Here is a 23,003-nt window from a genome sequence, read left to right as displayed (position 1 = left end):
AAAGTGCCCAGCCGCCCAGGCCGTTGAGTAGCAGGACCGGAGCCCCGGAGCTGACGACAGCGATTCCCATCCCCGGGTCATGACGAGGCGCCGTCCATGAGAGCCACCACGGCTTCTGTGATGCAGCCTTCCTGTTCGACCGGATAACCACGGCGGAGGCAACCGTCAGCCAGCGCCGCAGCAGGGCCGTCAAGCATGGCTCGAAGATCCCGCCAGACAGGACTGTCCGGAGTCCAGGGGGCCTGTGGCAGATGGCCTGGTGTCAGCCCGACGTCGCAGATGACGGTTCGTTCCCGGGCGGACGGCGTCAGCGAGTTCCAGATGGCGGTTGCGATCCGGACTCCGCCGAGGTCTGCGTCGGGGGCGATGATGACGGTGTCCGCCTGCTCGGCGAGTTCAGAGACGTGCAGGCGGATGTCGTAGCTCGGCATTCCGGCGTGGTAGATGATCCCCGGTGCTTCCTGGCGCATCCTGAGCACCTCGTAGACGGCGTCCGCGGCTTGGAGGTTCTCGATCACGACCAGGGTTCGACTGCCCAGCTGAAGGTGGAGGTCCGGGGTCGCGGCCGGGATGAGGACGATCCCGAGGTTGTCCAGGGGTCGGCGTTGGCCTTCCGGCATCGCAGTGATGGGTCCACCGAGGCCTATCCTGCTGTGCCCGCGAAGGCCGATCGCCTCAGCCAGGGCGGTGGGGACTCCGGTCTCGCGCAGCGCGCGGATCGCGTCGTCCCAGGTCTTGGAGTTGCGGGTGTGTGCGAGGGAGAACGCGCGGGTGCCGGTGTGGCGGGTGCCTTGAGCCAGGTCGTGGGCCAGTGCTGCGAGAAGGGCGATCCGCTTGTTCGCAGGTGAGGGCCTTTCCAGTTCGCGGGTGAGTGCTTCGTCGAGCCGTCGTAGGTCGTCTTCGACGATGCCTTCGGGCAGTTCCTGAGGGTTGGCGATGGCTTCGCGGGCTCGGAGGAGCGCGCGGGCGCGACGTTGTGCCTGTACGTCGCGGGCCTCCAGGTGGACCCGGGCGTGGCCGCGGCCTGCGGTGGTCAGGTGCCATCGGGTCGGGGCGCCGAGGGTGAGGTCGGCGGTGACTTCGCAGCGCAGGGTCACGGTGCCAGCCCGGACGAGTTCGACGGCAAGTGTCCAGGCTTCGTCGCTGAAGCGTGCTTTGACGGTGGACCATGTGCGGGTTGTCGCGCCGAAGATGAAGGTGCGGTCCCCTTGCCGGCGGGTGGAGAGGAGGAGATCGAGTGCGGCCGGATCAGGTGGTACGGCAGGTTGGAGGTCGACGTGGGTATCCCGCAGCCGTTTCCCTCTCGGCCGCACGATGCGACGGGTTCCGTCGTCCTGGCGGCTGGTGCGTTGGACGAAGCGCGCGGCCAGCCCGGCCGGTGTTCCGGCCAGGTGGACGACCGGGCCGTGGTGGGGCTGGTCCGCGGTGCCGGTCACCACCAGGTGCGTCCTGCCAGGAGGGCTTCGAGGGTGATCTCGACACGCTCGTTGTTGTCGTCGTAGCCGAACATCCGGGTGGCGGTGTTGAGGGCCTCGGTGTGGCTGGGGTAGTGGAAGTAGAGGATGCCGCCGCAGAAGTCCGCGGCGTCGTCCATCAATGTCTCCTGGCAGGTCCCCAGGACGGTGATGCCGTGCTCCTGGGCGGTTCCGGCTATCGCCGAGAGGACCTCCCGGCGGTGGTGGTAGCCCAGCGCGTCACCGAGTTCGTCGAGGATGAGGAGCCGTCCGCGGGGGTGGGGTGAGGCGAGGAGCGCAGCGAGGACGAGGTGGATGGAGAACAGCTTCTCCTGCGCGGCGTTGGTGATGTTGTCGTACGGGAGCATGGAGCCCGCGGGAGTGCGCCGCCAGCACGGGGTGATCTCGCAGCGCCACAGATCGGAGAGTGACGCCGGCGGTGTTAGCCTGCGGCGCAGCTCGGCGCCGTAGAGGCCGGCTGCGCGGTTGAGGCGGTCAAGTGCGTTCTCGATGTCCTGGAGAGCTTGGTCGAGTCGCAGCGTAATGCTGTCCTGCATGGCGTGGACGCTCTGCTGGAGATCGGCCACGGTCCGCCTGCCGGCGGTGAGGCCGAGTTCGCGCTCTTCTCGGTTGGTCGTGATGCGGGTTCGCGTTCCGCGGTCGGTATCGGCTCGGGTGTCGAGCCAGTCCTGGATCGCTGTGGCTGGTGCCTCGAATGCTTCGGCGCCCGGGAACTGTCGTGTGCCTTCGTCTCCGGCCTGGTTGGTGCGCAGGTGGATGGCGTTCGCGATGGCGGGGGTGGGGGCATTGGCGCCGGTGATGGAGTTGATGCCGAGGTCGGCCATGGCTTGCAGGAGGTAACGTCCCGCGTTGTCTCGTAGTGAGATCTCGCTTCTGCGGTCGGGGGGCTGTGCGTCGGGGTCCGGTTCCTCGCCGTCTCTTGGCCAGCGCAGTGCGGTGAGGGCCTGTTCGCGGCTGCCGGCCCGGTCGAGCCAGTACGTGGTGTTCAAAGCGGCGAGTTGTCGGTCGGCCTCCTCCATCTGCGCCGTGACGGCCTCCTGCTGTTGCCTCGCGTCGCGCAACTGGTGCTCTGCGTTCTGGCGTTGAAGGACGAGGGTCTGTTGTTTCACGAGAGCGGCACGCATGTGCTGCTCGGCCGATTCCGCGGCCTCCAGCAGGTTCTGCAGCTGGGCTTCGGCCTGGGCGAGCGCGCCCTCGATCGTTTGGCGAGCTTCGCGCAGCGTGGCGGCTCGCTCGGCGTGTTCGAGGCGGCTGACGAGCAGCTCGGCGTCGGCCTGGGTGGTGTGGGCCCGTTCCACGGTCTGCTCGGCTGTCCCCAGGGCCGCTGCGGTCTCGTCGGCCACGTGGCGCAGGCGTTCGAGCAGGGCGTCTCGGCCGGTGATGGGTTGCGGGAACCCGCCCAGGACCCGCAGGCCGAGCTCGTCGTCGAGCGCGGCGATGGGGTCCGTCGTGGTCTGGAGTCGTTCGGCCAGAGCGTGGAGGAAGGGCCGCAGGGCGGAAGGCGCGAACGCTGGGGAGCGTGCTGATCGGCCGTGTTGGCGAAGGACCAGGACCGCGCCGGGCAGATCGGCCAGTGCTTCGGTGGCCTGGTCGGCCTGGCCGGCGTCGATGCAGACCGCGTCGCGGTAGAGAGCGAGGCGCGCCTCCCAGCGGGCGCGCTGGCCGGCTGGGATGTCGAGGCCGTCCAGGAGGCCGACGGCCTCGATGCCGGCGGCATCAAGGATCTGCACGGCGCGCCCGGCGTTGCCGTAGTGGCCGCGTTCGGCCTGCTCGACGTTGCGTACGGCTTCGGCGTGGGCGGCGTTCGCGGCGGTGCGTGTGACTTCGGCGGCGAGCGTGCTCCGGCGTGCTTCGTCGGCGAGCGGGCGGGCGTCGGCCAGGGTGCCGTGGGCGCCGGCCGCTTCGTGTTCTTCCTCCTGGATGCGCTCCTCGGTGCGGGTGATGTCGTTCTTCAGACCCGCCGATCGGGTACGGGCTTCCTCCAGCTGGTTGGCAGCCCGTTGGCTCTTCTCCGATGCTGCGCGCAGGGCTTCGTCGGCCTGTTGGCTGTCGCGCACCGCGTCCAACTCGGTGGTCGCGCGCGCAACAGCGCGCTTCGCATCGTCGAGTGGCGTCTTGAGATCTTCCTTCCCCTGCTCCAGCTGGTCTCGTTTGGCGAGGACGTCGAGCAGGCCACGGGCGTAGTGCAGTTCCCAGTACTCGTTGGCCTGGGCCAGGTTGGAGCGCGCCTTGTCTCGCTGTTCAACTGCGTACAGGGCTTGCTCCTCCTCGTCGCGGGCGTTCTCGTTCTCTGCTGTCCGCTCGGCGAGCTGGGCGATGGCGCCTGCGAGGTCTCGACGGACGTTCTCGTCGGTTTCGAGTAGGTGGGCCCGTCCGGTCAGGTCGATCAGGGCCGCGCCGATGCCGGCCGGGGTGAACAGCCCGGTCTCCAGCTTCAGCAGCGACGGACCGCCTCGGCGCTTGCCCCGGGACGTGAGGTAGGCGAGACAGCGCGGGACCGGTCCGTAAAGGCGTTCGGCGTACTGGATCGCCCCGAGCGGCGGACCTGGGAGTGACTTGAAGATCGCTGAGGCGGCCTGGTGGCGTTCCTCGTCGTCGTCGGAGGTCGCAAGGTGGATCCCGGGGGCGTGCCGGACCTGGACGTAGGGGGCGGTGGCGGAGATCCTCATCCATACGGTGTGGGCGGTGCCCAGGACGTCGTTCGGATCGACGAACATGCCCGCGATGAAGCCGAACGTGGCTGCCGGGTACCGCTGGGCGGCGACGCCGGCGGTGTCGGGTTCGAAGAGCAGTTGGGCAACGGATGCCGGGCCTGCTCCGTACATGCGCCACTCCGGGTCGCCGAGTAGGAGCGCGACGGCTGCGAGCCAGCTGGTCTTGCCGCTCTCGTTGGAGTCCTCCGGGCCTTTGCCGGTGACCGCGACGAAGCTTCCGGGCACGGTGACGACGGCAGCCGAGGGGTGACGGGCGATGTCGAAGGTCTGCACGGCCACCAGCTGGCGGTCGCCGATGATGCCCAGGTCGATCTCTCGGGTGCCGGTGGGTTCTTCGGGGGTCGGGTGGGTGGTCATGATTCGAGCTCCTCGGCCGGCCGGGACTGCGGCGCCGTGTCCTGTCGCTCGCGTCGGCGTCGGATGACGTCGGCGTACAGGGAGTCGGGCAGGGTGACCAGGACCAGGTCCTCCCACAGACGGGCCGACTGCGCGTCGGTGAGCCGCAGCAGGGCGGGACCGGGCAGGATCTGCCCGCGGTACCCGGTGCGCAGCAGGCGCCGGGCCTTGAGCCGTCGTAGCGCGGGACGCAGCAGCGCGTAGGTGACCTCGGGATCGTCGTTCCTGTAGAGCTCTGTGATGGAAGTGCCGGGGCCGTCGCTGAGCCAGGAGGTGGACTGGTGCTTTCTGCTGGCGCGGGGGATCGCCACGGTGCGCAGCAGGACGATGGCGAGCACGGCGCGGTCGACTTCCGGGAGGAGACCGATCCCGTCGGCTGCGAGCTTGCGGGCCACGGTGTCGTCGTAGCCGCTGGTGTATCCGGCGATGGTGCGGTGCTCGCGGGCGATGAGTGTGCGGCCGGTGGCCTTCAGGCGGCTGGCGACGGCGGCTCGCAGTGCGTCGTCGGCGAGGGCGGGGAATGCGTCTGCCGGGACCAGGCCGTCGGTGGTTTCCAGGGCGGCGACGGCCGCCAGGACCAGGGTCTCCTCCCGGTCGGAGAGGGTCTCGGTCATGGTTCGCTCTCGTCCGGTGCTCGGTTGGCCGTCTCGGGTGGGTGGGGCAGGTGGTCGTGCATTCGACGTACGGCCTCGGTGAAGGTGTCGGGCAGGGCTGCGACTGCGGGACCGAGGCGCAGGTGTGTGCCGTCGCTGTAGATGAGCAGCAGGAGGGGCAGCTCGGTGTCGAGGGTGTCCTTGACCGTGTTGGAGTCGGCGCCGATGTCTACCAGGGTGTCGACGATCAGCGCGCGGTCGAACGGCTCGCCGGGGTAGGGCGGCTGGCGGACATCTCGCCATCCTGCCGCGAGGCACACGGCGAAGGTGACGGACTGGGTCGGGCTCAGGCGCCTCACCGGGTAGGCGGCCGTTTCCTCCGGTACGGGGGGAACGGACCATCCCAGGGTCCGCACTTGGCGAATCGCGCCTGGCCGGCCGGAGGTAAGTGCCGGTGGCGGGACTGGGCCAGCGCAGTCCACGAGGCGCCGACCGCACGCGATGGCCCGGCGCTGCGCCGCCTCGACGGCCTGTGTCGGCAGGCTGCGGGTGTCGACCAGGCCCTGGGCGCGGGCGGTGGCGAGGATGCAGGCCGTGTCAGGCGCTTCCATGGTGTTCCTCGTGTCTGCGGCGGTGCAGGTGTTCTGGTGCCTTGGCATCCTGCCGGTTCAGGTAGACGGGGTGGAGGTAGGTGACCCAGCCGATGCGGTCGACGATCAGGTTGATGCCGATCTCCAGGCGGTACGGCGCGTACGGGTCTGCGTCGAGCCCGATCAGGTCTGCGAGCAGGCGGGCGGCGGCCGGCCAGCGGGATCGTTGGAGTTCGGCGGTGAGGTCCGCGCGGTCGCCTTCCACGAGAACACGTTCGGCCAGGTGGTCCTGACGGCTGCGTTCGCGGACCCGGGCCTCGCCGATCCGCTGTACGGGGTCGCGCTCCGGTGGCACCTGCGGCATGGTCGGGCGGCGCCGGAGCCGGGTGTAGGGAGCGAACTCCTCGACCGCCTTCATCAGCATGCCCGCATCGATCCACACGGTCGGCGGGTCCGCCACAAGATCGGCACCGAACTGACCGAGGAGGGCCGGCGGGGCGTGTCGGGCGGCTTCGAGGTATTCCTCCGCGCTGAGCACGGCAAAGTCGAGGGTGCGTCCACCTTGTTCGACGATCCGCTGGATGGCGGCTGCCAGCGCCCGCTGGTAGCGCTGCTCGGCGTTCAGCAGGGCTACTGCCTGGTAGTCGAGGGCGTGATCGTTCGGGAAGTGATCGGAGACTTCCTTGTTGAGGAACTCCACCTTCTCGGTCAGGCCCGGGAAGTTGTGTTCCCGCTGTTCCTCGGCCAGCTCTCGGATGCCGGCGACGGCGACCAGCCGCTCGAGGTGAATCGCGTAGAGGCTCAGCATCTGCCGGCTGTACGCCATGCCGGCCTCGATGGCGGCCCGGTCGCGGGAGCGCTGTTTGATCAAGGATCTGGTCTCGTCGAGCAGCGCCGCCAGTTCGTCGATCCCCCGGTGCCGGCGCAACCGTTCGTGGACCAGGATGGCGGGCCCAACGGCAGGATGCAGCGCGTAGCGCTGTTGGTGCTTCTTGGCGAGGTAGGGCTGGATCGCGCCGTAGTGCTCGAAGATCGCCCATCGGGCGTCGAAGAAGCCCTCACCGTACTGCGGTGAGCGCCTCTCCTCGATCAGGGCCCAGACGTCACTTTTGGTCGGCCCTCCGGACGCCTCACTGTCCGCGAAGGCGGCGACGATGTCGCGGGCGACTGCGAGCGCTTCCGGCCCTTCCAGGAGCGCTTCCCTGAACTTGGCGACCACTGCGCTGAACGCGCGCACATTCAGGGCCTGCTGCCGCGGGCTGAGCTTGCCCGGCAGGTCGCCTGGCCCCTGGGGCTCGCCAGGGGGTGGATCTGTGTTCACATGCGGCACTTCCAAAACTTCCAGCGCGAACGACACCATTGTCCGCTTATGTCACGTTCGCAACAAGGGCTCCCTCTGGGCTCTTTCAGATGAATCTCAGACTCAACCGGTGATCGGCGACTCGAGCGCAGAGAACGATCAGACCGGAGAATGCCAGCCGGGTGCCCCAGAAGCTGGCGCTCCACCGTGGACGCCGTTCGCTAGCCTGCAGCCATGTCCCCCGACCCGCGCACCTACCGCCTGGACCTCGGCCGCGTCCTCAGCGCCGACGTGCCTCTCGGCCCCTTGTCGAGCATCCCTCTGAGCTGCTTCACGACTTCTTCTTCCCGGAACGGGAAGCTCCACGGGGAGCAGACGTGCGGATTGCTCCGTTCCTCCCGAACCGTCGAAGCGACAACGGTGAAACTGGGCGAGGTGGCGGAGCGGTTGTGCGGCACCTGCTTTTGGCCGATGCCTTCCGATGATCCGCTGGTTAAGTTCACGAGCTCGGTCCGGGACGTACTGAGAGCGACGGCGCATTCCGGCCCTGATCCTTCGCCGGACGTGGACTTCGCCCCCTCCGACGAAGCTGACGCCGCTGCAGTGCTCGCCCAAGGCAACTACCCCAAACGCGACGGGCGCGACCAAGCGGAATCGGACCGGTACGCCCTCGCCCGTTTCATCCGCGAGCGTCACCACGGACACTGGCGCCACCTCCACAACTTCATGCTGGAGAGCAACTCCGCCGCGGCAGCCCATCCTTGGCTCGCAACATGGGCGGAGCCAACCCTCGGCGATCTCGCCGCCGTGATCGAATCCGAGCGGTGCGCCTTCGCCGCGCTGCTACCACCCGACGCCCTACTCGATTCCGCAGCTGTTACCCGACTTGAGCAGCCTCGCGACCTCTCGACGCAGGAAGGCTTCGCCGGTCTCGGGAACCAAACCGAGGCAGTGCTGCGAAGGGCCTGGGCTGACTGGGCCGAGGACACGGCCCGCTCATGGCTGGCACTCGAGGACAACCGTCCCTCCGCGTCGCTGGTTCTGCACTACGCCTTCGGCCGCCGCCGCAAGGGCCGCGACGAGGCATACGCTGCGCTCGACGAGCTGCTCACGTCCTGGTGCGCGCAAGCCCGCGCTGTTACCGCCACGCAAAAGGCAAGGCCCCGGCGACTCCTCGCCGTGTCGGTACTGCCAACGTCGTTCGACAGCTCCCTCGGCCGCTCCCAGGACCCGCTGAGCCAGTGGGAAGCGGGGGTTCTCGCCACGTACCAGGTGGCCACGAACTGGCCAGCCGGGACGGTGGCCCTGCTCGTCCCGCAGCTGATCGCCGACCGGCTCACCTCGGGCACCGACATCGCCATGCCAGTTACTGCACTCGGCACCGGGGAGACAGAGTTGCCAGTCGATACTTTGCTCGCGCAGCTGGGCCCTGCAGCGAACTGGTAGGCAGTGGCCAGGGTTAGCGCGCGGCCGACGACGGAAAGGGTGGTGCGGCCTGATGACCCCGAATGACCTGACCAGTCATCGAAGTTGACGGCTGCGGGCCCGCCCACATCAACAGGGCGGGCCCGCAGCGATCAACGGGTGTTGCGGCTCCAGTCAGCCAACGCCTTCACCATGTCGAGCACCACATGCTGGCGCTGCTCTGAAAGGAAAGGCCAGGTCAGCCATGCCGGAGCGGAGAGCGCGACCACTAGCAGGACAGGGAGGAACTTCAGCCCAACAAGCGCGTGCTTGAGCAGAACAGTGCTCAACGAACAGCCAGCCTCAATCCGCCAGATGGCGGTGTCAGCTCCGTCTGCAGTCGCCAGCAGTGAGAAAAAGCTCACCACGCTAGCAGACTAGCGGAGTCTTTTTTTTGAGGCTCGACTCAAAAAGCCGGCAGCGTATCAGGCGCGCTGCAAGTCGGATCGTAGAGCGCCGGGTTGATGAGTTGCAAGCCGGTCACGGGCTGTAGTTCAGAGAAGGTACTTCACGGCGAGCTGGCCTGCGGTCATCCTCGCTCAGGGTTCGAGCCTGCCCAGAAAGGCGCCCGCGCGTAAGCGGTCATCGGCTGCTCTGGCGAAGCCCAGTCGATGGACGGCGCCACCAAGCCAGCCGAGGGGCCTGCGGTTGGCGTAGGTCGGCGTACCGGACCACTACTTGCGGGCCGGCCGTACGCACCCACAGCGGGGCCCCGACGATGATCCGCTGGGTGCCTTCAAGGTTGGTGCCGTTGAAGTCCCACCGCTCGGGGTCGAGCGTGACGTCGCTGTAGATCACCGCGAGCCATTCGACGTCGGTGGCATGGCCGAGCGCCCACGGGCGTGTCCACGGTTCTTCCGGCGAGCCGCCCTGGGTTCGACCTCTGTCTCCGAGCGCGATCTTCAATGCCTCGATGGCGAGTCCTGGCTCGTCCCACTGCGAGGTGTTCCGGGTACCTCGGCTTTCGAGGAGTTCAGCGACAGCGGACCAGGCGGACGAGGAGCTTCCCTCGATCGCCTCGCCGGCCCGGAAGTCGACTGTGTTGTCCGCTGCCGAACAAGCACAGGTCGACCCTCCGGCCAGAGCTGCTCTCGGTACGAGCATGGAGCACGACACCCTTCTCCCGGGCGGGCCCGTCCGTGAAGGCCGAGAACGCGACCCTGCCCAGCCCGCTGGCGAGCAGCACCCGCGGCTCGTCGTAGGTGACGGCGATCTGATCTCGCAGTGCCCGCACGAGCCGGTCGGCCACGCGCTTCCGACTCCGTTCGCGGCCTTCGGCGTGCTGCAGGCCGACTGCGGGAAGCGAGATTCCGAATAAGGAGGAGGGGGTACTCGCGGTGGAAACCTGCCACGCGGCCCCCAGGCGCAGGCCATTGTCCCGTCCAAGGGCGCGGATCTGCCGTTCCGACCAGTACCGGTACCTCGTTACCTCACTGGACCGTCGCACTGACACCTCCTCAGACCCCCGCGAGCCTACCGACAACTTCCACGGCCACCCCGCCTTCGGCGCCTGGTCCGTTGAAGAGATCATCACAGAGAGCCACCAGTCCCCTGTACGCCGCGTGCCACTGGGAGCGCCCGCGATAGTCGGGCGGAGGGGGACTGTGTCGATCCAGGCACAAACACGCCACCTGAGCGGCAATCAGGCGTGGCCAACTTCCGCCACGCAAGCCTGACTTCCGCCATGATTGTGACCGAAAATCGACTATTACAACTCGGTAACGGTCGCTTAGAGTAGTCAGGGAATCGGGCATTTCAGGCTCAGCCGCACCCGCCAGAAGGGCCTCCAGGCCCCTCCGGTCCCAAAATGGTCCCAAACAGTATGCGAACCAATTCCGTTGGTCCCTGACGGTCCGTCACGCAAAAGGCCGCTGACCTGGGCGTTAACCCGGCCAACGGCCTTTCCGACTCACGTCGGGACGACAGGATTTGAACCTGCGACCCCTTGACCCCCAGTCAAGTGCGCTACCAAGCTGCGCCACGTCCCGTGGTCTCGGTGCCCGGTAGCGGGGCCTGGGGGGCTCTGCTGTGGGCTTCTCGACCTTGTCTCCGGTTGTCCCGGTGACGTGGAAAACAATACAGCACGTGGAGGGGTGCTCGCTGCCGGGTTGGGGGTGGGTGGGTCAGGGGCGGGTCGGGGTGGGTCAGGGGGTGGGGTGGCGGGCGTCGTAGGTGAGGAAGGCGGGGCGGCGGGCGGCGAGGAGGACGACGGCGGCGACGCAGGCGAGGCCGCCGGTGATCACCGAGGTGGCGGGGTTGGTGAGGGCGGCGACGGCGCCGGACTCGAAGTCGCCGAGGCGGGGGCCGCCGGCGACGACGACGATGAAGATGCCCTGGAGGCGGCCGCGCATCTCGTCGGGGGCGGCGACCTGCATCATCGTGTTGCGGAAGATCATGCTGACGGTGTCGGCGCAGCCGGCGACCGCGAGCAGGAGGAGGCCGAGCCAGAGGTTGTGGAGGGCGCCGAAGGCCGCGATGGCGAGGCCCCAGGCGGCGACGGCGACGAGGACGGCGGCGCCCTGGCGGTGGATGCGGCCGACCCAGCCGGAGAAGAGGGCGCCGGTGAGGGCACCGACGGCGGGGGCGGCGACCAGGAGGCCGACGGTGCGGGCGTCGCCGCCGTAGAAGGTGACCGCGATGGCGGGGAAGAGGGCGCGCGGCATGCCGAAGATCATCGCGGCCAGGTCGGCGAGGAAGCTGGTGCGCAGGTTGGGCTGCTCGCGCAGGAAGCGGAGGCCGTCGAGGACGGAGGCGCGGCCCTTGCGGTCGCCGAGCGGGCGCATGGCGGGCAGGCGCCACATCGCGTAGAGGGTGCCGGCGAAGGCGACGGTGTCGACCAGGTAGGCGGCCTGGGTTCCGTAGGCGCCGATGAGGACGCCGCCGATCATGGGTCCGACGGTGAGGCCGAGGTTCATGCTGACGGTGTTCAGCGCGTTCGCCGCGGGAAGCTGGTGGCTGGGGACCAGCCGGGGGATCATCGCGGAGCGGGCGGGCGAGCTGAGGGCGAAGAAGCCGGCCTGGGCGGCGACGGCGGCGTAGAGGACGGCGACCTGGCCGAGGCCCGCCAGTGCCTGCACGGCGAGGACGGCGGAGACGGCGGCGAGCCCGGCCGAACCGATCAGGCCGAGCTTGCGCCGGTCGACGGTGTCGGCGATCGCGCCGCCGTAGAGGCCGAAGGCGACGAGCGGGAAGAAGGAGAAGAGGCCGACCAGGCCGGTCGCGAAGGCGGAGCCGGTCTCGTCGTAGACCTGGACGGAGACGGCGACGGCCGTCATCTGCTGGCCTATGGAGGAGACCGCCTGCCCGAACCAGACCCGGCGGTAGTCGGGGTGGTCGCGCAGTGGGCTGAGGTCGGCGAAGGCCCGCCGGTACCAGGGGAGGGCCTCGGTTCCGGCCGGCGGAGAGGAGGCGTCGGAGGGTGACTCCTCCGCCGGAACAGCGGCGGTGGCCGGGGCGGCATCGGACGCCGGGGCAGGGGTGGGCGCCGGGGCAGGGGCAGGCGTCGGGGCGGGATCGGACGCCGGGGCGGGATTGGCAGGATGATTGGTCGACACAACCCTCCATGGTCCGCCCCGGCCTCCCCGCTCCCCGCACCGGGGCCGGGCAGCGGCCCGTCCTACCTGGTCAGGACCTGCTTCTCCCCTGCCTCCACCGCGAAGTCGAGCCGGTTGCCCGGCGGCGGGAACGGGCAGATGAAGTGGTCCGCGAAGGCGCACGGCGGCAGGTAGGCCCGGTTGAGGTCGAGGACGGTGCGGCCGTCCGCGTCCGGGGCGGGGAGGGTGATGAAGCGGAACCGGTAGGTGTCGATGCCGCTGGTCGCGTCCGCGATGACGCCGGTGAGGCGGTCGCCGGAGCGGCTGACGGTCAGCTCGCGGTGCTCGCCGGCGACGGTGAAGGCGATCTGTCCGGTGACGGCGAGCGGACGCTCCTTGCCGTCCGCGTTGGGGACGAGCACGGACTGGGCGCCGTCCTGCTCGAACGGGGTGAAGACGGCGGGGACGGCCCACTCCGGCGAGTACGGGTAGGCGGAGATGCCCGCGAAGGCCGTCCGGCGCGGCGCGGCCGGGTCGAAGACCCGCAGGGCGAGCTCGCCCTCGCGCTCGATCGGGACGAGCAGGACGTCGCCGAGGGTGGCGGTGTCGGCGGCCGGATCGGTGTCGGGGCGGAGCAGCGCCTCGCCGTCGACCGGGCCGTCGGCGCCGCCGACGGTGATGCCGTCCGCGGCCGCCGCCCGGACCCGGACGCCCTCGGCGTCGGCCCACCAGCGCCCGGGCAGGCCGACGATCTCGGCGGGTTCGGGCTCCAACCAGTGCGTGCCGGTGAGTGCGAGCTGGCCGTGTGGCGCGCTCACCGACGCCGCCCGGCCGTCACTCCAGTGCTTCCAGTCCTCCGCGGCCGTCGCCGTCATCGGTACACCCTCCCACTGCGGTCCTCGGACGGCCCGCCGTTCGGGCCGTCCAACTCGGTCACCCACCACAACGCCGCGCACCCGGACGGATCATTCCCGCCTGCCGGAACCGCCACAGGGCGGCCACCGGACGGCAACACGGCGTCACGACGGCAACACCCCGGACACGACGCCCGCCAGGACGAAGGCCGTCCCGCTCGGCCGACGCCCGGCACCCGGCACCCGGCACCCGGCACCCGGCACCCGGCCGCCGACGCACCCACGCGCCCGCCCCGTCAGCTGCCGGCGCCCAGCGGCCGGAACAGCCCCTCCTGCACCACCGACACCACCAGCCGCCCGCTCCGGTCGAAGATCTGCCCGCGCGCGAGGCCGCGCGCGCCGTGGGCGATCGGGGACTCCTGCTGGTACAGCAGCCAGTCGTCCGTACGGAACGGGCGGTGGAACCACATCGCGTGGTCCAGCGAGGCCATGTCGAAATGCCGGGTGCCCCAGAGCGGCTCGACGGGGGCGCGGACGGCGTCGAGCAGCGTCATGTCGCTGGCGTAGGTGAGGGCACAGACGTGGATCAGCGGGTCGTCCGGCAGCGGGCCGTCCGTCCGCAGCCAGACGCCGCTGCGCGCCTCGACCCCGGCCAGCTCCTCCTTCGTCCAGCGCAGCCGGTCGACGTAGCGGATGTCGAAGGGCTGGCGGCGGCTGATGAACGGGGGGAGTTCGCCGAGTCGGGAGCCGACCTCCTCCAGAGCGCTGGGCAGGTCCTCGGGCGCGGGGACGTCCGGTATGGGGTGCTGGTGCTCGATGCCGCCCTCTTCGGGGCGGTGGAAGTCGGCGGTGAGGGCGAAGATCGACCGACCGCCCTGGATGGCGAGCACCCGGCGCGTGGTGAAGGAGCGGCCGTCGCGGATCCGGTCGACCTGGTAGACGATCGGCACGCCGGGCACCCCGGGGCGCAGGAAGTAGGCGTGCAGCGAGTGGACCGGACGGTCGCCGTCCACCGTGCGCCCGGCCGCGACCAGCGCCTGCCCGGCGACCTGGCCGCCGAACGTCCGCTGCAGCGCCTCCTCGGGGCTGCGCCCGCGGAAGATGTTCAGTTCGATCTGCTCCAGGTCGAGCAGGTCGACAAGGTCGTCGACGGGGGTACCCATGCGTGCGCTTCCTCTCCAGGCCCACGGCCCCGGCGGAGGTCTTCCGCCCGGCTCCGGTGCCCGTCCTGATCGAATTCTCCAACCCACTCGAATTCTCCGGCGACCGGGGTCATTCCCGCCCACCGGGCCGAAGGAGCCGATTCACTCGAACGAGTAAGCGAGCGGCGAGCGAGCAGTAGGGGGAGAGCGGACGAGCGGCCGCCAGGCGGACGGACGAACGAACGCCCACCCGGACTCAGGCCTCCCCCGCCGCCAGCCCCGACTGCCGCACGGTGATGTTGAGTCGGCCGACCAGACCCAGCGCCGGATCCGCCGTGCCGGGCAGCGTGCGCACCACGCCGTGGTAAGCGAACCGGGCCGGGCCGCCGAACACCAGCAGGTCCCCGCTGCGCAGCTCCAGGTCGGTCCACGGGCGGGTCCGGGTCTCGGTGTTCCCGAGCCGGAACACGCAGGCGTCGCCGAGTGAGAGCGAGACCACGGGCGCGTCGGTCCGCTCGTCGCGGTCCTGGTGGAGGCCCATCTTCGCGCCGTGCGGGTAGTGGTTGACGATCGCGATGTCGGGTTCGTACGACGCGGCGCCGGCGATCTGCCGGGCGTCCGTCCCGTAGGCGTCGGCGACGGCCCGGCGGGCGAGGCGGTCGAGTTCGGGCGGGAACGGCTTGACGGGCGTGCCGTCCTCCGCGTCCCTCCGATAACCGTACGGATACCAGTGCCATCCGAGGCTGACCATCCGTACGGACATCATTCCGCCGGTGGGCATCCGCACGGCGTGCAGGCCGGCCGGTGGGCGGGCCCACTCCCGGCAGGCGGCGACCAGGCGCAGCTGGGCATCGGCGTCCAGCCAGCCGGGGAGGAGGACGGCACCGGGGGCGGGCTCGGCGCGCCCGCGCGCGGCAGCGGACCCCGACCGGCCGCCCGGGACGGCACCGGGCAGGTCACCGAACAGTTCGCCCTGGATCACCCCACCATCCTCCCGCACCGCCACGGCCGAAGCCCGGCCGGCCTCAGAAACCCTGTCGGCCTCACAAACTCGGCCAGCCTCAGAGACCCGGCCGGTCTCGGGAGCCCGGACCGCCACCGGGGGTCGGGCTGCCGCCGGGGCCCGGACCGCTACCGGGAGTCGGGCTGCCGCCGGGGGCCGGCGATCCACCGATCAGCCCCAGCTCCCGCGCGCAGTCCGGCCACGCCTCCCAGCCCTGCCGTCGGAGGATCTCCTCGCCGACCGTCGTCTGCTCCCGGCGGCTCGCGTGGTCCGGCCGGTCGGCGAAGCGCAAGCCTCCGGCGACCTCCCAGGTGGGCGGCCAGATCTGCAGGCCGCCGTAGTAGCCGTTGCCGGTGTCGGCCTGCCAGTCGCCGCCGCTCTCGCACTCGGCGAGGCCGTCCCACACGACGTCCGCGACCCGGACCGCCGCACCGGCCCGCTCCCAGGGGATCGCCGCCGACCCCGCCAGCAGCACCACGGCGACGCCCAGCCGAAGCACGACCCGGCACATACGCTCGTCACACGGAGGCAGCACAGCAGCCGACCCTAGGCTGGTCGCCGCACGACCCTCCCCAACGACACTCCGAACGCGCCGAACGCGCCAGAAACACCAGAGACGCCAGAAGCACCGGAAACGCCGACGGCCGCTCCCCCGCACAGCGGAGAAGCGGCCGTGGTGTCAGCACAGCGCCGGGGCCGGGAGGCCCGCTGAACCGAGCTCAGGCCGGGGACGTCGGACAGCCGACATCAGGCGGCAGACCCCGGAGAGTCGGTGTCAATCGCTCAGCTGCTCAAACACTCAGCTACTCAGAGGCTCAGAGGCTCAGAGGCTCAACTGATCAGACGCTCAGGGTCTGGCCCGGGAGGATCAGGTCGGGGTTGCCACCGATGACCTTGGCGTTGTTCTTGTACAGGTCGTGCCAGTCCAGGCCCTGCGCGGCGGCGATCGAGCTCAGGGTGTCACCGGACTTGACGGTGTAGCTGTCGCCCTTGGCCGGCTTGGCGTCGTTCGAGCCGGTCCAGCCCTTGGCGCCCTTGGCGGCGTCGTTCTTCGGCGCGGCCTTCGGCGCGACGTCAGCCTTCGGCGCAGCGGCGGCCTTCGGGGCGGCGGCCTTCGGCGCGACATCGGCCTTCGGGGCAGCGGCGGCCTTCGGGGCCTGGGCCTGCGCCGGCTTGGCGGCCGGGGCAGCCGGCTTGGCGGCGGTCGAACCGGCGGTCGAACCGGCCGAGGTGTCGACGGCCGCCGGGGCGCCGCCCTTGGTCAGGCCGGCCTTGACGGAGCACACGGGCCAGGCGCCCGGGCCCTGCGAGGCGAGGACCTTCTCGGCGACGGCGATCTGCTGCGCCTTGGTGGCCTGGTTGGCCTGCGAGGCGTAGGCGGTGCCGCCGAAGGCGGCCCAGGTGCTGGAGGTGAACTGCAGTCCGCCGTAGAAACCGTTGCCGGTGTTGATGGCCCAGTTGCCGCCGCTCTCGCACTGGGCGACGGAGTCCCAGGTGGAGACGGAGGCGGCGGAGGCCGAGGTGGCCGTGACGAGGCCGGCCACCGGCAGGGCCGCGACAGCGGCGCCCGCCACGACAGCCATCCGGACGCGGTTGCGCTTGGTGGCCGTGGAGGTGGTGGCAGCGGCGGTCTCGTGACGGAAGGTCATGGGGTTCCTCTCGAAAGCCCCGGGCGGGCATGCGGAACCAGGCCCTGGAGAGGGCCGCGTTCACTTGCCGCGTCCATCGGGCGACCGTGCACGTGTCGGACGTGCCGCTTGCCGCCCCGGCCACCCAGCCGCTCACCGGCGACCTGTTCGAGCGATCGCGTCGGCGGGCACCTGCCGCATCCGGCGGGAAGCCGGAGGGGCGGTGCGTCGGGGGTGAACCCGGGTGGCGCTCGTTGCGCCGCCAATGAAGCTACGAGCCGGTCGGCGGGGAAACCAAAACTCCACCGGTCTGCCCAGCTCAGCCAAGGGTTACCGGCGGTAATGACCGCACAATCTTGCCCGAAATGCCCGTTTTAGCCGTCGATTCGTAGATCAAACATCACGGCGGCGTGACTCACCTCACGGTTTCATTCCGGCAGGCCTGCCACCGACATCGACACATTGCGACCACGAGAACACGCGGCGCGGTCGGATCAGAGGCAATTCCCGTCAGCCTCGTCGACCACCCGTGACGCCTGACACAAGGGCCCGTTGGTCATGGCGACCTCCCCGTACCCGCCCCCCGACCGCCAACCGCACCCACCAAGAGGAGAACCCGTGCCGCGCATGCTCGACGTCAGCGACGAGGTCCGGTCCGAGATCGGCGACGACGAGGCGGACCGCCTCCTCGGCGGCGACCGCGCACCCGACAGCTACGAATGCACCTCCTGCCGCACCTCCGGCGACACCCACGCGGAGCCCACCAGCACCGTCCTGTTCGTCGGCGAGGAGACCGCCGTACTCGCCTTCGCCCACGCCCGCTGCATCCCGTCCCAGGTGGTGCCGGTGGCCGAGGAGCAACTGGTCGGCGCCGTCCGCAGCATCAGCCAGGCCCAGACCGGCGCCCCGGCCGCGCCCGCGCACCCGCTGGTGCCCATTCCCGCGCCGACCCCGGCGACCGCCCCCACCCCCCAGCCCAGCGCGCCGGGCCAGGCCGCCATCCTCGGCATCACCTGCGGGCTGGTGCTGCACGGCAAGGTCGGGCACGCCTCGCTGGTCGTCGAGCCGACCGGCCCGGTCGGACGCCCCGGCAGCACCTCGGGCGAGGACGAGTTCCTCGACCTGCTCCAGGACGCCGGCTTCCAGGCCATCACCGACCTCGACGAGACCCCGGACCAACTGGGCGGCTGGTCGGTCCTGGTGGCGATGGGCAAGCTGCACGCGATCCTGCAGCCCGCTGCCGCCGGCGGCAGCACCGGCTGGTGGCAGGCGCACCAGCCGCTCCAGGTCACCGACGCCTGGCGGATGGCCGCGAGCCAGCTCTCCGAGGTCACCATGTACGCCGTCCCGGCCGGGATGGTGGGCCGTCAGCCGCGCGAGGACCTGCTCCGCCAGGCGCTGGAACGGGCGGTGGCACTGGGCCAGGTGGTCGCCGCCTCCCTCCCCCTCGCCGGCACCTGAGCCCCTCGGCACCCAGCCCCAGCAGCGCGCGCCCGACCCAGCCGCGCCCCCGCCCCAGCAGCACCCAGCCCCAGCCCCAGCCGCGCCCCAACCCGCCGGCACCCGGGCTCCACGCCCGGGCTCCGCACCCGCCGGAAGGCGGCCTCCCCCTCGGCACAAGCCGCCTTCCGGCCGGGCCCCGGCAACCCCGCATCCCTGTGCCCCCTCACTCGTTGGCCCCTGTGTGTACAGCTACGACGTCTCCGCGTCCCCCGGCCGGTCCACCACCGCCCCCCGCTCGATCCCCGGCATGCGCCCGTCGTACGACGCGGAGCACCCGCACTCGACGACGCCGATCTACGACGAGCTGTACTCCGAGTACCGGCGGCTGTTCCGCGCGCTCCCGGGCGACCGCTCGGGCGAGGAGGACCTGAAGTTCACCGGCTTCGCGGTCCGCGACGGTTACCCGGTGCTCGGCGAACCGCGCCCGTACCCGCCCCAGCACCAGGCCTTCCACAGCTACGGGGGACAGGCGCCCGGCCTGCCGCAGTACATGCCGAGCCAGCAGCACGGCCACTCCGCAGGGCACGCCGCCAACCACGGCGTCACCGGGCACTCCGGCCACGGCGCCACGAGCCACACCCACCACAACGCCACCGGCCACACCCATCACGGCGCGATGGGCCACACCGGCCACAGCGCCCCTCAGCCGCACCCCCACGCCGAGCCCGCCGCCCCGACCAGCGACGGCTTCGGCCAGGCCGCCCCGGCGGCCACCGCCCCTCAGCACACCCCGCCCCCGCCGCCCCAGTTCACCAACGGCCAGGGCTGGGTGGCCGCCGGCTACCTCGGCCCGATCCCGCACGCGATGCCCGCGCCGCCCCCGGCCCCCGCCCCGGCCATGGGCACCGCCACCGGCGTCGCCACCGCCGCGCCCACCGGCGGCCGCCACCGCCAGATGCTCTCCCTCCCCCCGGGCCGCAACGGCGACCACCACTGAACCGCCCGCCTGCGCACCACCCCCACGGCGCCCGCACAGCGCCCGCACGACCCCGTACACGCGACGAGGGCCCCGCCACCACCGTGACGGGGCCCTCGCCCACACCTGCTGCCGGCACCCACCGACTACTGCCGGTGGATCACGACGTCCTACTTCCTCTTGCGCTTCTCCCGGACCCGCACCGAGATCGAGATCGGCGTCCCGACGAAGCCGAACTCCTCACGCAGCCGGCGCTCGATGAAGCGCCGGTAGCCGGCCTCCAGGAAGCCCGAGGCGAACAGCACGAACCGCGGCGGACGGATGCCCGCCTGGGTGCCGAACAGGACGCGCGGCTGCTTGCCACCGCGGATCGGGTGCGGGTGGGCGGCCACCAGCTCGCCGAGGAAGGCGTTCAGCCGCGCGGTCGGGATGCGGGTCTCCCAGCCTTCCAACGCGGTCTCGATCGCCGGGACGAGCTTCTCCATGTGCCGGCCGGTCTTGGCCGAGACGTTGACCCGGGGGGCCCACTGCACCTGGACGAGGTCGCGCTCGATCTCGCGCTCCAGGTAGAAGCGGCGCTCCTCGTCCATCTGGTCCCACTTGTTGTAGGCGATGACGACGGCGCGCCCGGCCTCGACGGCCATCGAGATGATCCGGGTGTCCTGCTCGGCGAGGGTCTCGCTGGCGTCGACCAGGACGACCGCGACCTCGGCCTTCTCCAGCGCGGCGGAGGTCCGCAGCGAGGCGTAGAAGTCGGCGCCGGCGGTCAGGTGGACGCGACGGCGGATGCCGGCGGTGTCGACGAACTTCCAGGTCTTGCCGGCGAGTTCGATCATCTCGTCGACCGGGTCACGGGTGGTGCCGGCCAGCTCGTTGACGACCACCCGCTCCTCGCCGGCGACCTTGTTCAGCAGGCTGGACTTGCCCACGTTCGGGCGGCCGATCAGCGCGATGCGGCGCGGGCCGCCGGGGGCGGCGTCGCCGAAGGTCTGCGGCGGGGCCTCGGGCAGCGCGTCCATGACGGCGTCGAGCAGGTCGCCCGAGCCTCGGCCGTGCAGCGCGGAGACGGGGTACGGCTCGCCCAGGCCCAGCGACCACAGGTAGGCGGCCTCGGCCTCGGTGGACGGGCCGTCGACCTTGTTGGCGCACAGCACGGTCGGCTTGCCGGCCCGGCGGATGAGCTTGATCAGGGCTTCGTCGGTGTCGGTGGCGCCGACGGTGGCGTCGACCACGAACAGCACCGCGTCGGCCTGCTCGATGCCGAGCTCGGCCTGCGCGGCCACCATCGCGTCGATGCCGAGGACGTCGATCTCCCAGCCGCCGGTGTCGACGACCTTGAAGCGGCGGCCGTTCCAGCTGGCCTCGTAGGTGACCCGGTCGCGGGTGACGCCCGGCTTGTCCTCGACGACGGCCTCACGGCGGCCGATGATGCGGTTCACCAGGGTCGACTTGCCGACGTTCGGGCGGCCGACGACGGCCAGCACCGGCAGCGGTACGTGCTCGGCGCCGTCGAAGCCGTCCACGCCGTCGACGTCGAAGCCTTCCTCGGCGGCGATGGCCATGAACTCGGCGTAGTCGGCGGCGTCCAGTCCACCGTGGCCGGTGTCGGAGTGCTCTGCGGTCATGTTCGTCTGTTCCGTTTCCCGGCGCGGCCCTTCCCAGGGGCGCGCCGTGCGTACCTGCCCCGCTCGGGGCAGCGCGATGGTTTTCTCCGCGGCACCTCGGCGGCACCGCAGCTCATTCGGCCGTTCCGGCCATTCCGGTTGTTCCGGCCGTTCAGACCGTTCCTGCCGTTCCTGCCGTTCCTGCCGTTCAGACCATTGTGGCCGTCCAGACCGGTCCGTCCTTCAGACCGGTCCGTCCCTTCAGGCCTGTCCGTCCTCTCAGACCGACGACATCCCGGCCCGCTCCTCCACCAGCGCGGCGATCCGGTCGATCACCTGCTCCAGGGTGAGCTCGCTGGTGTCCACCAGGACGGCGTCCGCGGCCTGGGCCAGCGGGGCCGTCTTCCGGGAGGAGTCCGCGGCGTCCCGGCGGGCGAGGTCGGCGGCCATCGCGGTGATGGTCGCCTCGTCGACGCCCTTGGCGCGCAGCTCGGCCGCCCGGCGCTCGGCCCGGGCCTGCTCGGAGGCGGTCAGGAACACCTTGACGGTGGCGTTCGGGAACACCACCGTCCCCATGTCCCGGCCCTCGGCGACGATGCCGCGCTCGGCGACCTCGGCGCAGCCGCGCTGCAGCTCCACCAGCCGGGAGCGCACCGCCGGCACCGCGGAGACGGCGCTGACCTGCGCCGTCACCTCGGGGCCGCGGATCGGTCCGGAGACGTCCTGGCCGTCCACCGTGATGGTGGGACCGTCCGCGTCCGTGCCCGACACGATCACCGGCTTGCCGCACGCGACGGCCACCGCCTCCGGGTCGGCCACGGCGACGTCGTTGGCCAGCATCCACCAGGTCATCGCCCGGTACATGGCTCCGGTGTCCAGGAAGCTCAGGCCCAGCTGGGCCGCCACCGCCCGCGAGACGGTCGACTTGCCCGAACCGGAGGGTCCGTCGATCGCGACGACGACCGGGGCGTGCGCTCGGTCGGCAGTGTCCACGGGGCCGAACCTCTCTCTGGGCGTGAAAGCCGGGGCCTGGGGAGGCAGACGGCAGGGGGTTGTCTCCCTCAAGGTTAATGGACCGCCGCCCTACCCACTCCGCCACCCGATCAGCCCAGTGCCAGCCCCCTGCCGGCCCCCCTTGGCTCCGGTACAGCCCCGGTATCAGCGCCGATATCGGCCCCGGTATCAGCCCTGGTCGGGGCCCAGGATCCGCAGGACGGCGTTGCCCAGCCGGGGCCGCAGGTACTCCCCGTCCCACTCGATGCCGAGGATGCCGGCGGTGAAGGCCATCGGGATCTCGCGGCCGAGGTGGTCCCAGACGAACGGCACCTTGGAGACGTGCGAGGGGAAGTCGTTCACCGCGAAGGAGTCCCGGTGGTACGGGTTGGCGTCCGCCTCCCGCCAGCCGAAGGACTGGCGCAGCCGGGGCCCGTCGGGGGTCTGGGTGTGCGCGAGGAAGGCGGTGAGCCAGCCGGTCACCCGTGGGCCGCCGGACATCGACCGCCACTTGAAGAGCGAGCGCCAGAACTCGTCGTCGACCGTCCCGCCCGCCGCGGTCGCCGCGATCTCGTCGAGCACCGGGCGCAGTTCGGCGAACCACGGCGCCAGCCAGTCGAAGCGCTCCGCCAGCCCGGCGACCCGCGCCACCAGCAGCGCCCAGTCCTCGACCGTGCCCTCCAGCCGGATCCGCGGGATGCCACAGCGGGTCTCCCAGCGGAAGGCGTAGTAGGGGCTGACCACGTCCATCAGCGCCACCAGCGCGGAGGAGGCGTCGTCGGGCGTGGTCGTCGAGAACGCCGGCTGGAACAGCTCCACCAGCTCGGCCCCGACCGCCGCCGCCAGCGGCTCCCGCACCAGCCGGACCGACCGCGACCAGTCCGGGCCGGGCGCCGCCAGGGCGTCGTCGCGGACCACGATCGCTTCCCGGCGTCCCTCGGCACCGCCGAACAGCGCCCGGTACCTCGGCGCGTACATCCGCGCGTGCACGGCCACCTCGTGCACCACCGCGTACCAGAGCACGTCCGGCGACAGGCTGAGCGGCAGGTGCTCCGCGAAGGCGGCGTGGACCGCCCGCACCAGCAGGCTGCAGGTCGGCTCCGGCTCGGTGGACTCCGGGTCCGGCGGCGTCGGCCGGGGCAGTTCGACCAGCGCTTCGACGCTGCGGTGGTGGATCCGGAAGTCCCCACCCACCACCGCCCGCAGGAACCGTTCGTTCCCCAGGTCCACCGGCCGGCCGTAGGACCCGTGCCGGGTCTCGCCCAGCGGCAACTCGATGATCATCCCTGCTCCCC

The 23,003-nt window shown here is 71.1% G+C and carries 19 protein-coding genes and 1 tRNA gene; 3 read left to right on the top strand and 17 right to left on the bottom strand.

Features of this window, described 5'->3' with window-relative positions; genetic code table 11:
• Nucleotides 1-77: 77 nt before the first annotated feature.
• From ACIOGZ_RS02685 to ACIOGZ_RS02665, 5 genes are read right to left on the bottom strand one after another with little or no spacing between them, the layout of a single operon-like run.
• The gene (locus ACIOGZ_RS02685) at nt 78-1,439 is read right to left on the bottom strand and encodes a hypothetical protein (protein WP_400473430.1); all 1,362 of its coding nucleotides are present in this window, start codon (nt 1,437-1,439) and stop codon (nt 78-80) included.
• Nucleotides 1,433-4,546: a hypothetical protein gene (locus ACIOGZ_RS02680; RefSeq protein WP_400473429.1), complete on the bottom strand. Its 3,114-nt coding sequence runs from the start codon at nt 4,544-4,546 to the stop codon at nt 1,433-1,435. The genes ACIOGZ_RS02685 and ACIOGZ_RS02680 overlap by 7 nt, the downstream gene beginning before the upstream one ends.
• Nucleotides 4,543-5,199 (bottom strand): hypothetical protein, encoded by a 657-nt coding sequence (locus tag ACIOGZ_RS02675; RefSeq protein WP_400473428.1) that lies wholly within the window; start codon nt 5,197-5,199, stop codon nt 4,543-4,545. The genes ACIOGZ_RS02680 and ACIOGZ_RS02675 overlap by 4 nt, the downstream gene beginning before the upstream one ends.
• Complete coding sequence (locus tag ACIOGZ_RS02670; protein ID WP_400473427.1) at nt 5,196-5,789, bottom strand: hypothetical protein; 594 nt, start codon at nt 5,787-5,789, stop codon at nt 5,196-5,198. Before ACIOGZ_RS02670 ends, ACIOGZ_RS02675 begins: the two co-directional genes overlap by 4 nt.
• On the bottom strand, nt 5,776-7,128 hold the full coding sequence (locus tag ACIOGZ_RS02665; protein WP_400473426.1) for a hypothetical protein: 1,353 nt from the start codon (nt 7,126-7,128) through the stop codon (nt 5,776-5,778). The genes ACIOGZ_RS02670 and ACIOGZ_RS02665 overlap by 14 nt, the downstream gene beginning before the upstream one ends.
• A 174-nt stretch (nt 7,129-7,302) precedes the next feature.
• On the opposite strand from ACIOGZ_RS02665, the gene ACIOGZ_RS02660 reads away from it, so the two are divergent.
• Nucleotides 7,303-8,514, top strand: coding sequence for a hypothetical protein (locus ACIOGZ_RS02660; protein WP_400473425.1), 1,212 nt, complete (start codon nt 7,303-7,305; stop codon nt 8,512-8,514).
• Nucleotides 8,515-8,645: 131 nt separating this feature from the next.
• On the opposite strand, the gene ACIOGZ_RS02655 is transcribed toward ACIOGZ_RS02660, so the two are convergent.
• From ACIOGZ_RS02655 to ACIOGZ_RS02615, 9 genes are all read right to left on the bottom strand, one after another.
• On the bottom strand, nt 8,646-8,900 hold the full coding sequence (locus ACIOGZ_RS02655; RefSeq protein ID WP_400473424.1) for a hypothetical protein: 255 nt from the start codon (nt 8,898-8,900) through the stop codon (nt 8,646-8,648).
• A gap of 214 nt (nt 8,901-9,114) precedes the next feature.
• Entirely contained in the window at nt 9,115-9,438 is a 324-nt protein-coding gene (locus ACIOGZ_RS02650) for a hypothetical protein (protein WP_400473423.1), read from the bottom strand.
• A gap of 1,008 nt (nt 9,439-10,446) precedes the next feature.
• A tRNA-Pro gene (locus ACIOGZ_RS02645) sits at nt 10,447-10,520 on the bottom strand.
• Nucleotides 10,521-10,676: 156 nt separating this feature from the next.
• Nucleotides 10,677-12,086, bottom strand: a complete 1,410-nt coding sequence (locus ACIOGZ_RS02640; protein ID WP_400811480.1) for an MFS transporter — start codon at nt 12,084-12,086, stop codon at nt 10,677-10,679.
• Between the two features lie 62 nt (nt 12,087-12,148).
• A complete protein-coding gene (locus tag ACIOGZ_RS02635; protein ID WP_363587010.1) occupies nt 12,149-12,940 on the bottom strand; it encodes a DUF1684 domain-containing protein in 792 nt (263 codons plus the stop codon).
• Between the two features lie 275 nt (nt 12,941-13,215).
• The gene (locus ACIOGZ_RS02630) at nt 13,216-14,082 is read right to left on the bottom strand and encodes an acyl-CoA thioesterase II (protein WP_363587009.1); all 867 of its coding nucleotides are present in this window, start codon (nt 14,080-14,082) and stop codon (nt 13,216-13,218) included.
• 235 nt (nt 14,083-14,317) lie between these two features.
• Nucleotides 14,318-15,016, bottom strand: coding sequence for an alpha-ketoglutarate-dependent dioxygenase AlkB (locus tag ACIOGZ_RS02625; protein ID WP_363629158.1), 699 nt, complete (start codon nt 15,014-15,016; stop codon nt 14,318-14,320).
• A 106-nt stretch (nt 15,017-15,122) separates the two neighbouring features.
• Nucleotides 15,123-15,563, bottom strand: a complete 441-nt coding sequence (locus ACIOGZ_RS02620; RefSeq protein ID WP_363629135.1) for a transglycosylase family protein — start codon at nt 15,561-15,563, stop codon at nt 15,123-15,125.
• Nucleotides 15,564-15,903: 340 nt separating this feature from the next.
• Nucleotides 15,904-16,713 carry a transglycosylase family protein gene (locus ACIOGZ_RS02615; protein ID WP_400984533.1) on the bottom strand — a complete coding sequence of 270 codons (810 nt, stop codon included), beginning with the start codon at nt 16,711-16,713 and terminating at the stop codon, nt 15,904-15,906.
• A 606-nt stretch (nt 16,714-17,319) separates the two neighbouring features.
• On the opposite strand from ACIOGZ_RS02615, the gene ACIOGZ_RS02610 reads away from it, so the two are divergent.
• Both ACIOGZ_RS02610 and ACIOGZ_RS02605 read left to right on the top strand, forming a co-directional pair.
• A complete protein-coding gene (locus tag ACIOGZ_RS02610) occupies nt 17,320-18,153 on the top strand; it encodes a hypothetical protein (RefSeq protein ID WP_363587031.1) in 834 nt (277 codons plus the stop codon).
• A gap of 223 nt (nt 18,154-18,376) precedes the next feature.
• On the top strand, nt 18,377-19,132 hold the full coding sequence (locus tag ACIOGZ_RS02605) for a hypothetical protein (protein WP_363587006.1): 756 nt from the start codon (nt 18,377-18,379) through the stop codon (nt 19,130-19,132).
• A 149-nt stretch (nt 19,133-19,281) separates the two neighbouring features.
• On the opposite strand, the gene der is transcribed toward ACIOGZ_RS02605, so the two are convergent.
• The 3 genes from der to ACIOGZ_RS02590 all read right to left on the bottom strand — a co-directional run bounded on the left by der (nt 19,282) and on the right by ACIOGZ_RS02590 (nt 22,992).
• Nucleotides 19,282-20,736, bottom strand: coding sequence for a ribosome biogenesis GTPase Der (gene der / locus ACIOGZ_RS02600; protein WP_363587005.1), 1,455 nt, complete (start codon nt 20,734-20,736; stop codon nt 19,282-19,284).
• Nucleotides 20,737-20,994: 258 nt separating this feature from the next.
• Entirely contained in the window at nt 20,995-21,708 is a 714-nt protein-coding gene (gene cmk / locus ACIOGZ_RS02595; protein WP_363629139.1) for a (d)CMP kinase, read from the bottom strand.
• Nucleotides 21,709-21,897: 189 nt separating this feature from the next.
• Entirely contained in the window at nt 21,898-22,992 is a 1,095-nt protein-coding gene (locus ACIOGZ_RS02590) for a DUF4419 domain-containing protein (protein WP_400811472.1), read from the bottom strand.
• Nucleotides 22,993-23,003 lie beyond the last annotated feature (11 nt).

This window comes from Kitasatospora sp. NPDC088160, assembly GCF_044741445.1.
Taxonomy (GTDB): domain Bacteria; phylum Actinomycetota; class Actinomycetes; order Streptomycetales; family Streptomycetaceae; genus Kitasatospora.
The sequence above is the reverse complement of the archived record's forward strand: the minus strand, read 5'-3'. Positions and strand labels throughout refer to the sequence as shown.

What these genes read in the sequence shown, in the direction of transcription:
- ACIOGZ_RS02590 (WP_400811472.1), bottom strand. Translation starts at nt 22,992, where the DNA reads ATGATCATCGAGTTGCCGCTGGGCGAGACCCGGCACGGGTCCTACGGC.
- ACIOGZ_RS02615 (WP_400984533.1), bottom strand. Translation starts at nt 16,713, where the DNA reads ATGACCTTCCGTCACGAGACCGCCGCTGCCACCACCTCCACGGCCACC.
- ACIOGZ_RS02630 (WP_363587009.1), bottom strand. Translation starts at nt 14,082, where the DNA reads ATGGGTACCCCCGTCGACGACCTTGTCGACCTGCTCGACCTGGAGCAG.
- ACIOGZ_RS02675 (WP_400473428.1), bottom strand. Translation starts at nt 5,199, where the DNA reads ATGACCGAGACCCTCTCCGACCGGGAGGAGACCCTGGTCCTGGCGGCC.
- der (WP_363587005.1), bottom strand. Translation starts at nt 20,736, where the DNA reads ATGACCGCAGAGCACTCCGACACCGGCCACGGTGGACTGGACGCCGCC.
- ACIOGZ_RS02610 (WP_363587031.1), top strand. Translation starts at nt 17,320, where the DNA reads ATGCTCGACGTCAGCGACGAGGTCCGGTCCGAGATCGGCGACGACGAG.
- ACIOGZ_RS02660 (WP_400473425.1), top strand. Translation starts at nt 7,303, where the DNA reads ATGTCCCCCGACCCGCGCACCTACCGCCTGGACCTCGGCCGCGTCCTC.
- ACIOGZ_RS02665 (WP_400473426.1), bottom strand. Translation starts at nt 7,128, where the DNA reads ATGGTGTCGTTCGCGCTGGAAGTTTTGGAAGTGCCGCATGTGAACACA.
- ACIOGZ_RS02680 (WP_400473429.1), bottom strand. Translation starts at nt 4,546, where the DNA reads ATGACCACCCACCCGACCCCCGAAGAACCCACCGGCACCCGAGAGATC.
- ACIOGZ_RS02635 (WP_363587010.1), bottom strand. Translation starts at nt 12,940, where the DNA reads ATGACGGCGACGGCCGCGGAGGACTGGAAGCACTGGAGTGACGGCCGG.
- ACIOGZ_RS02670 (WP_400473427.1), bottom strand. Translation starts at nt 5,789, where the DNA reads ATGGAAGCGCCTGACACGGCCTGCATCCTCGCCACCGCCCGCGCCCAG.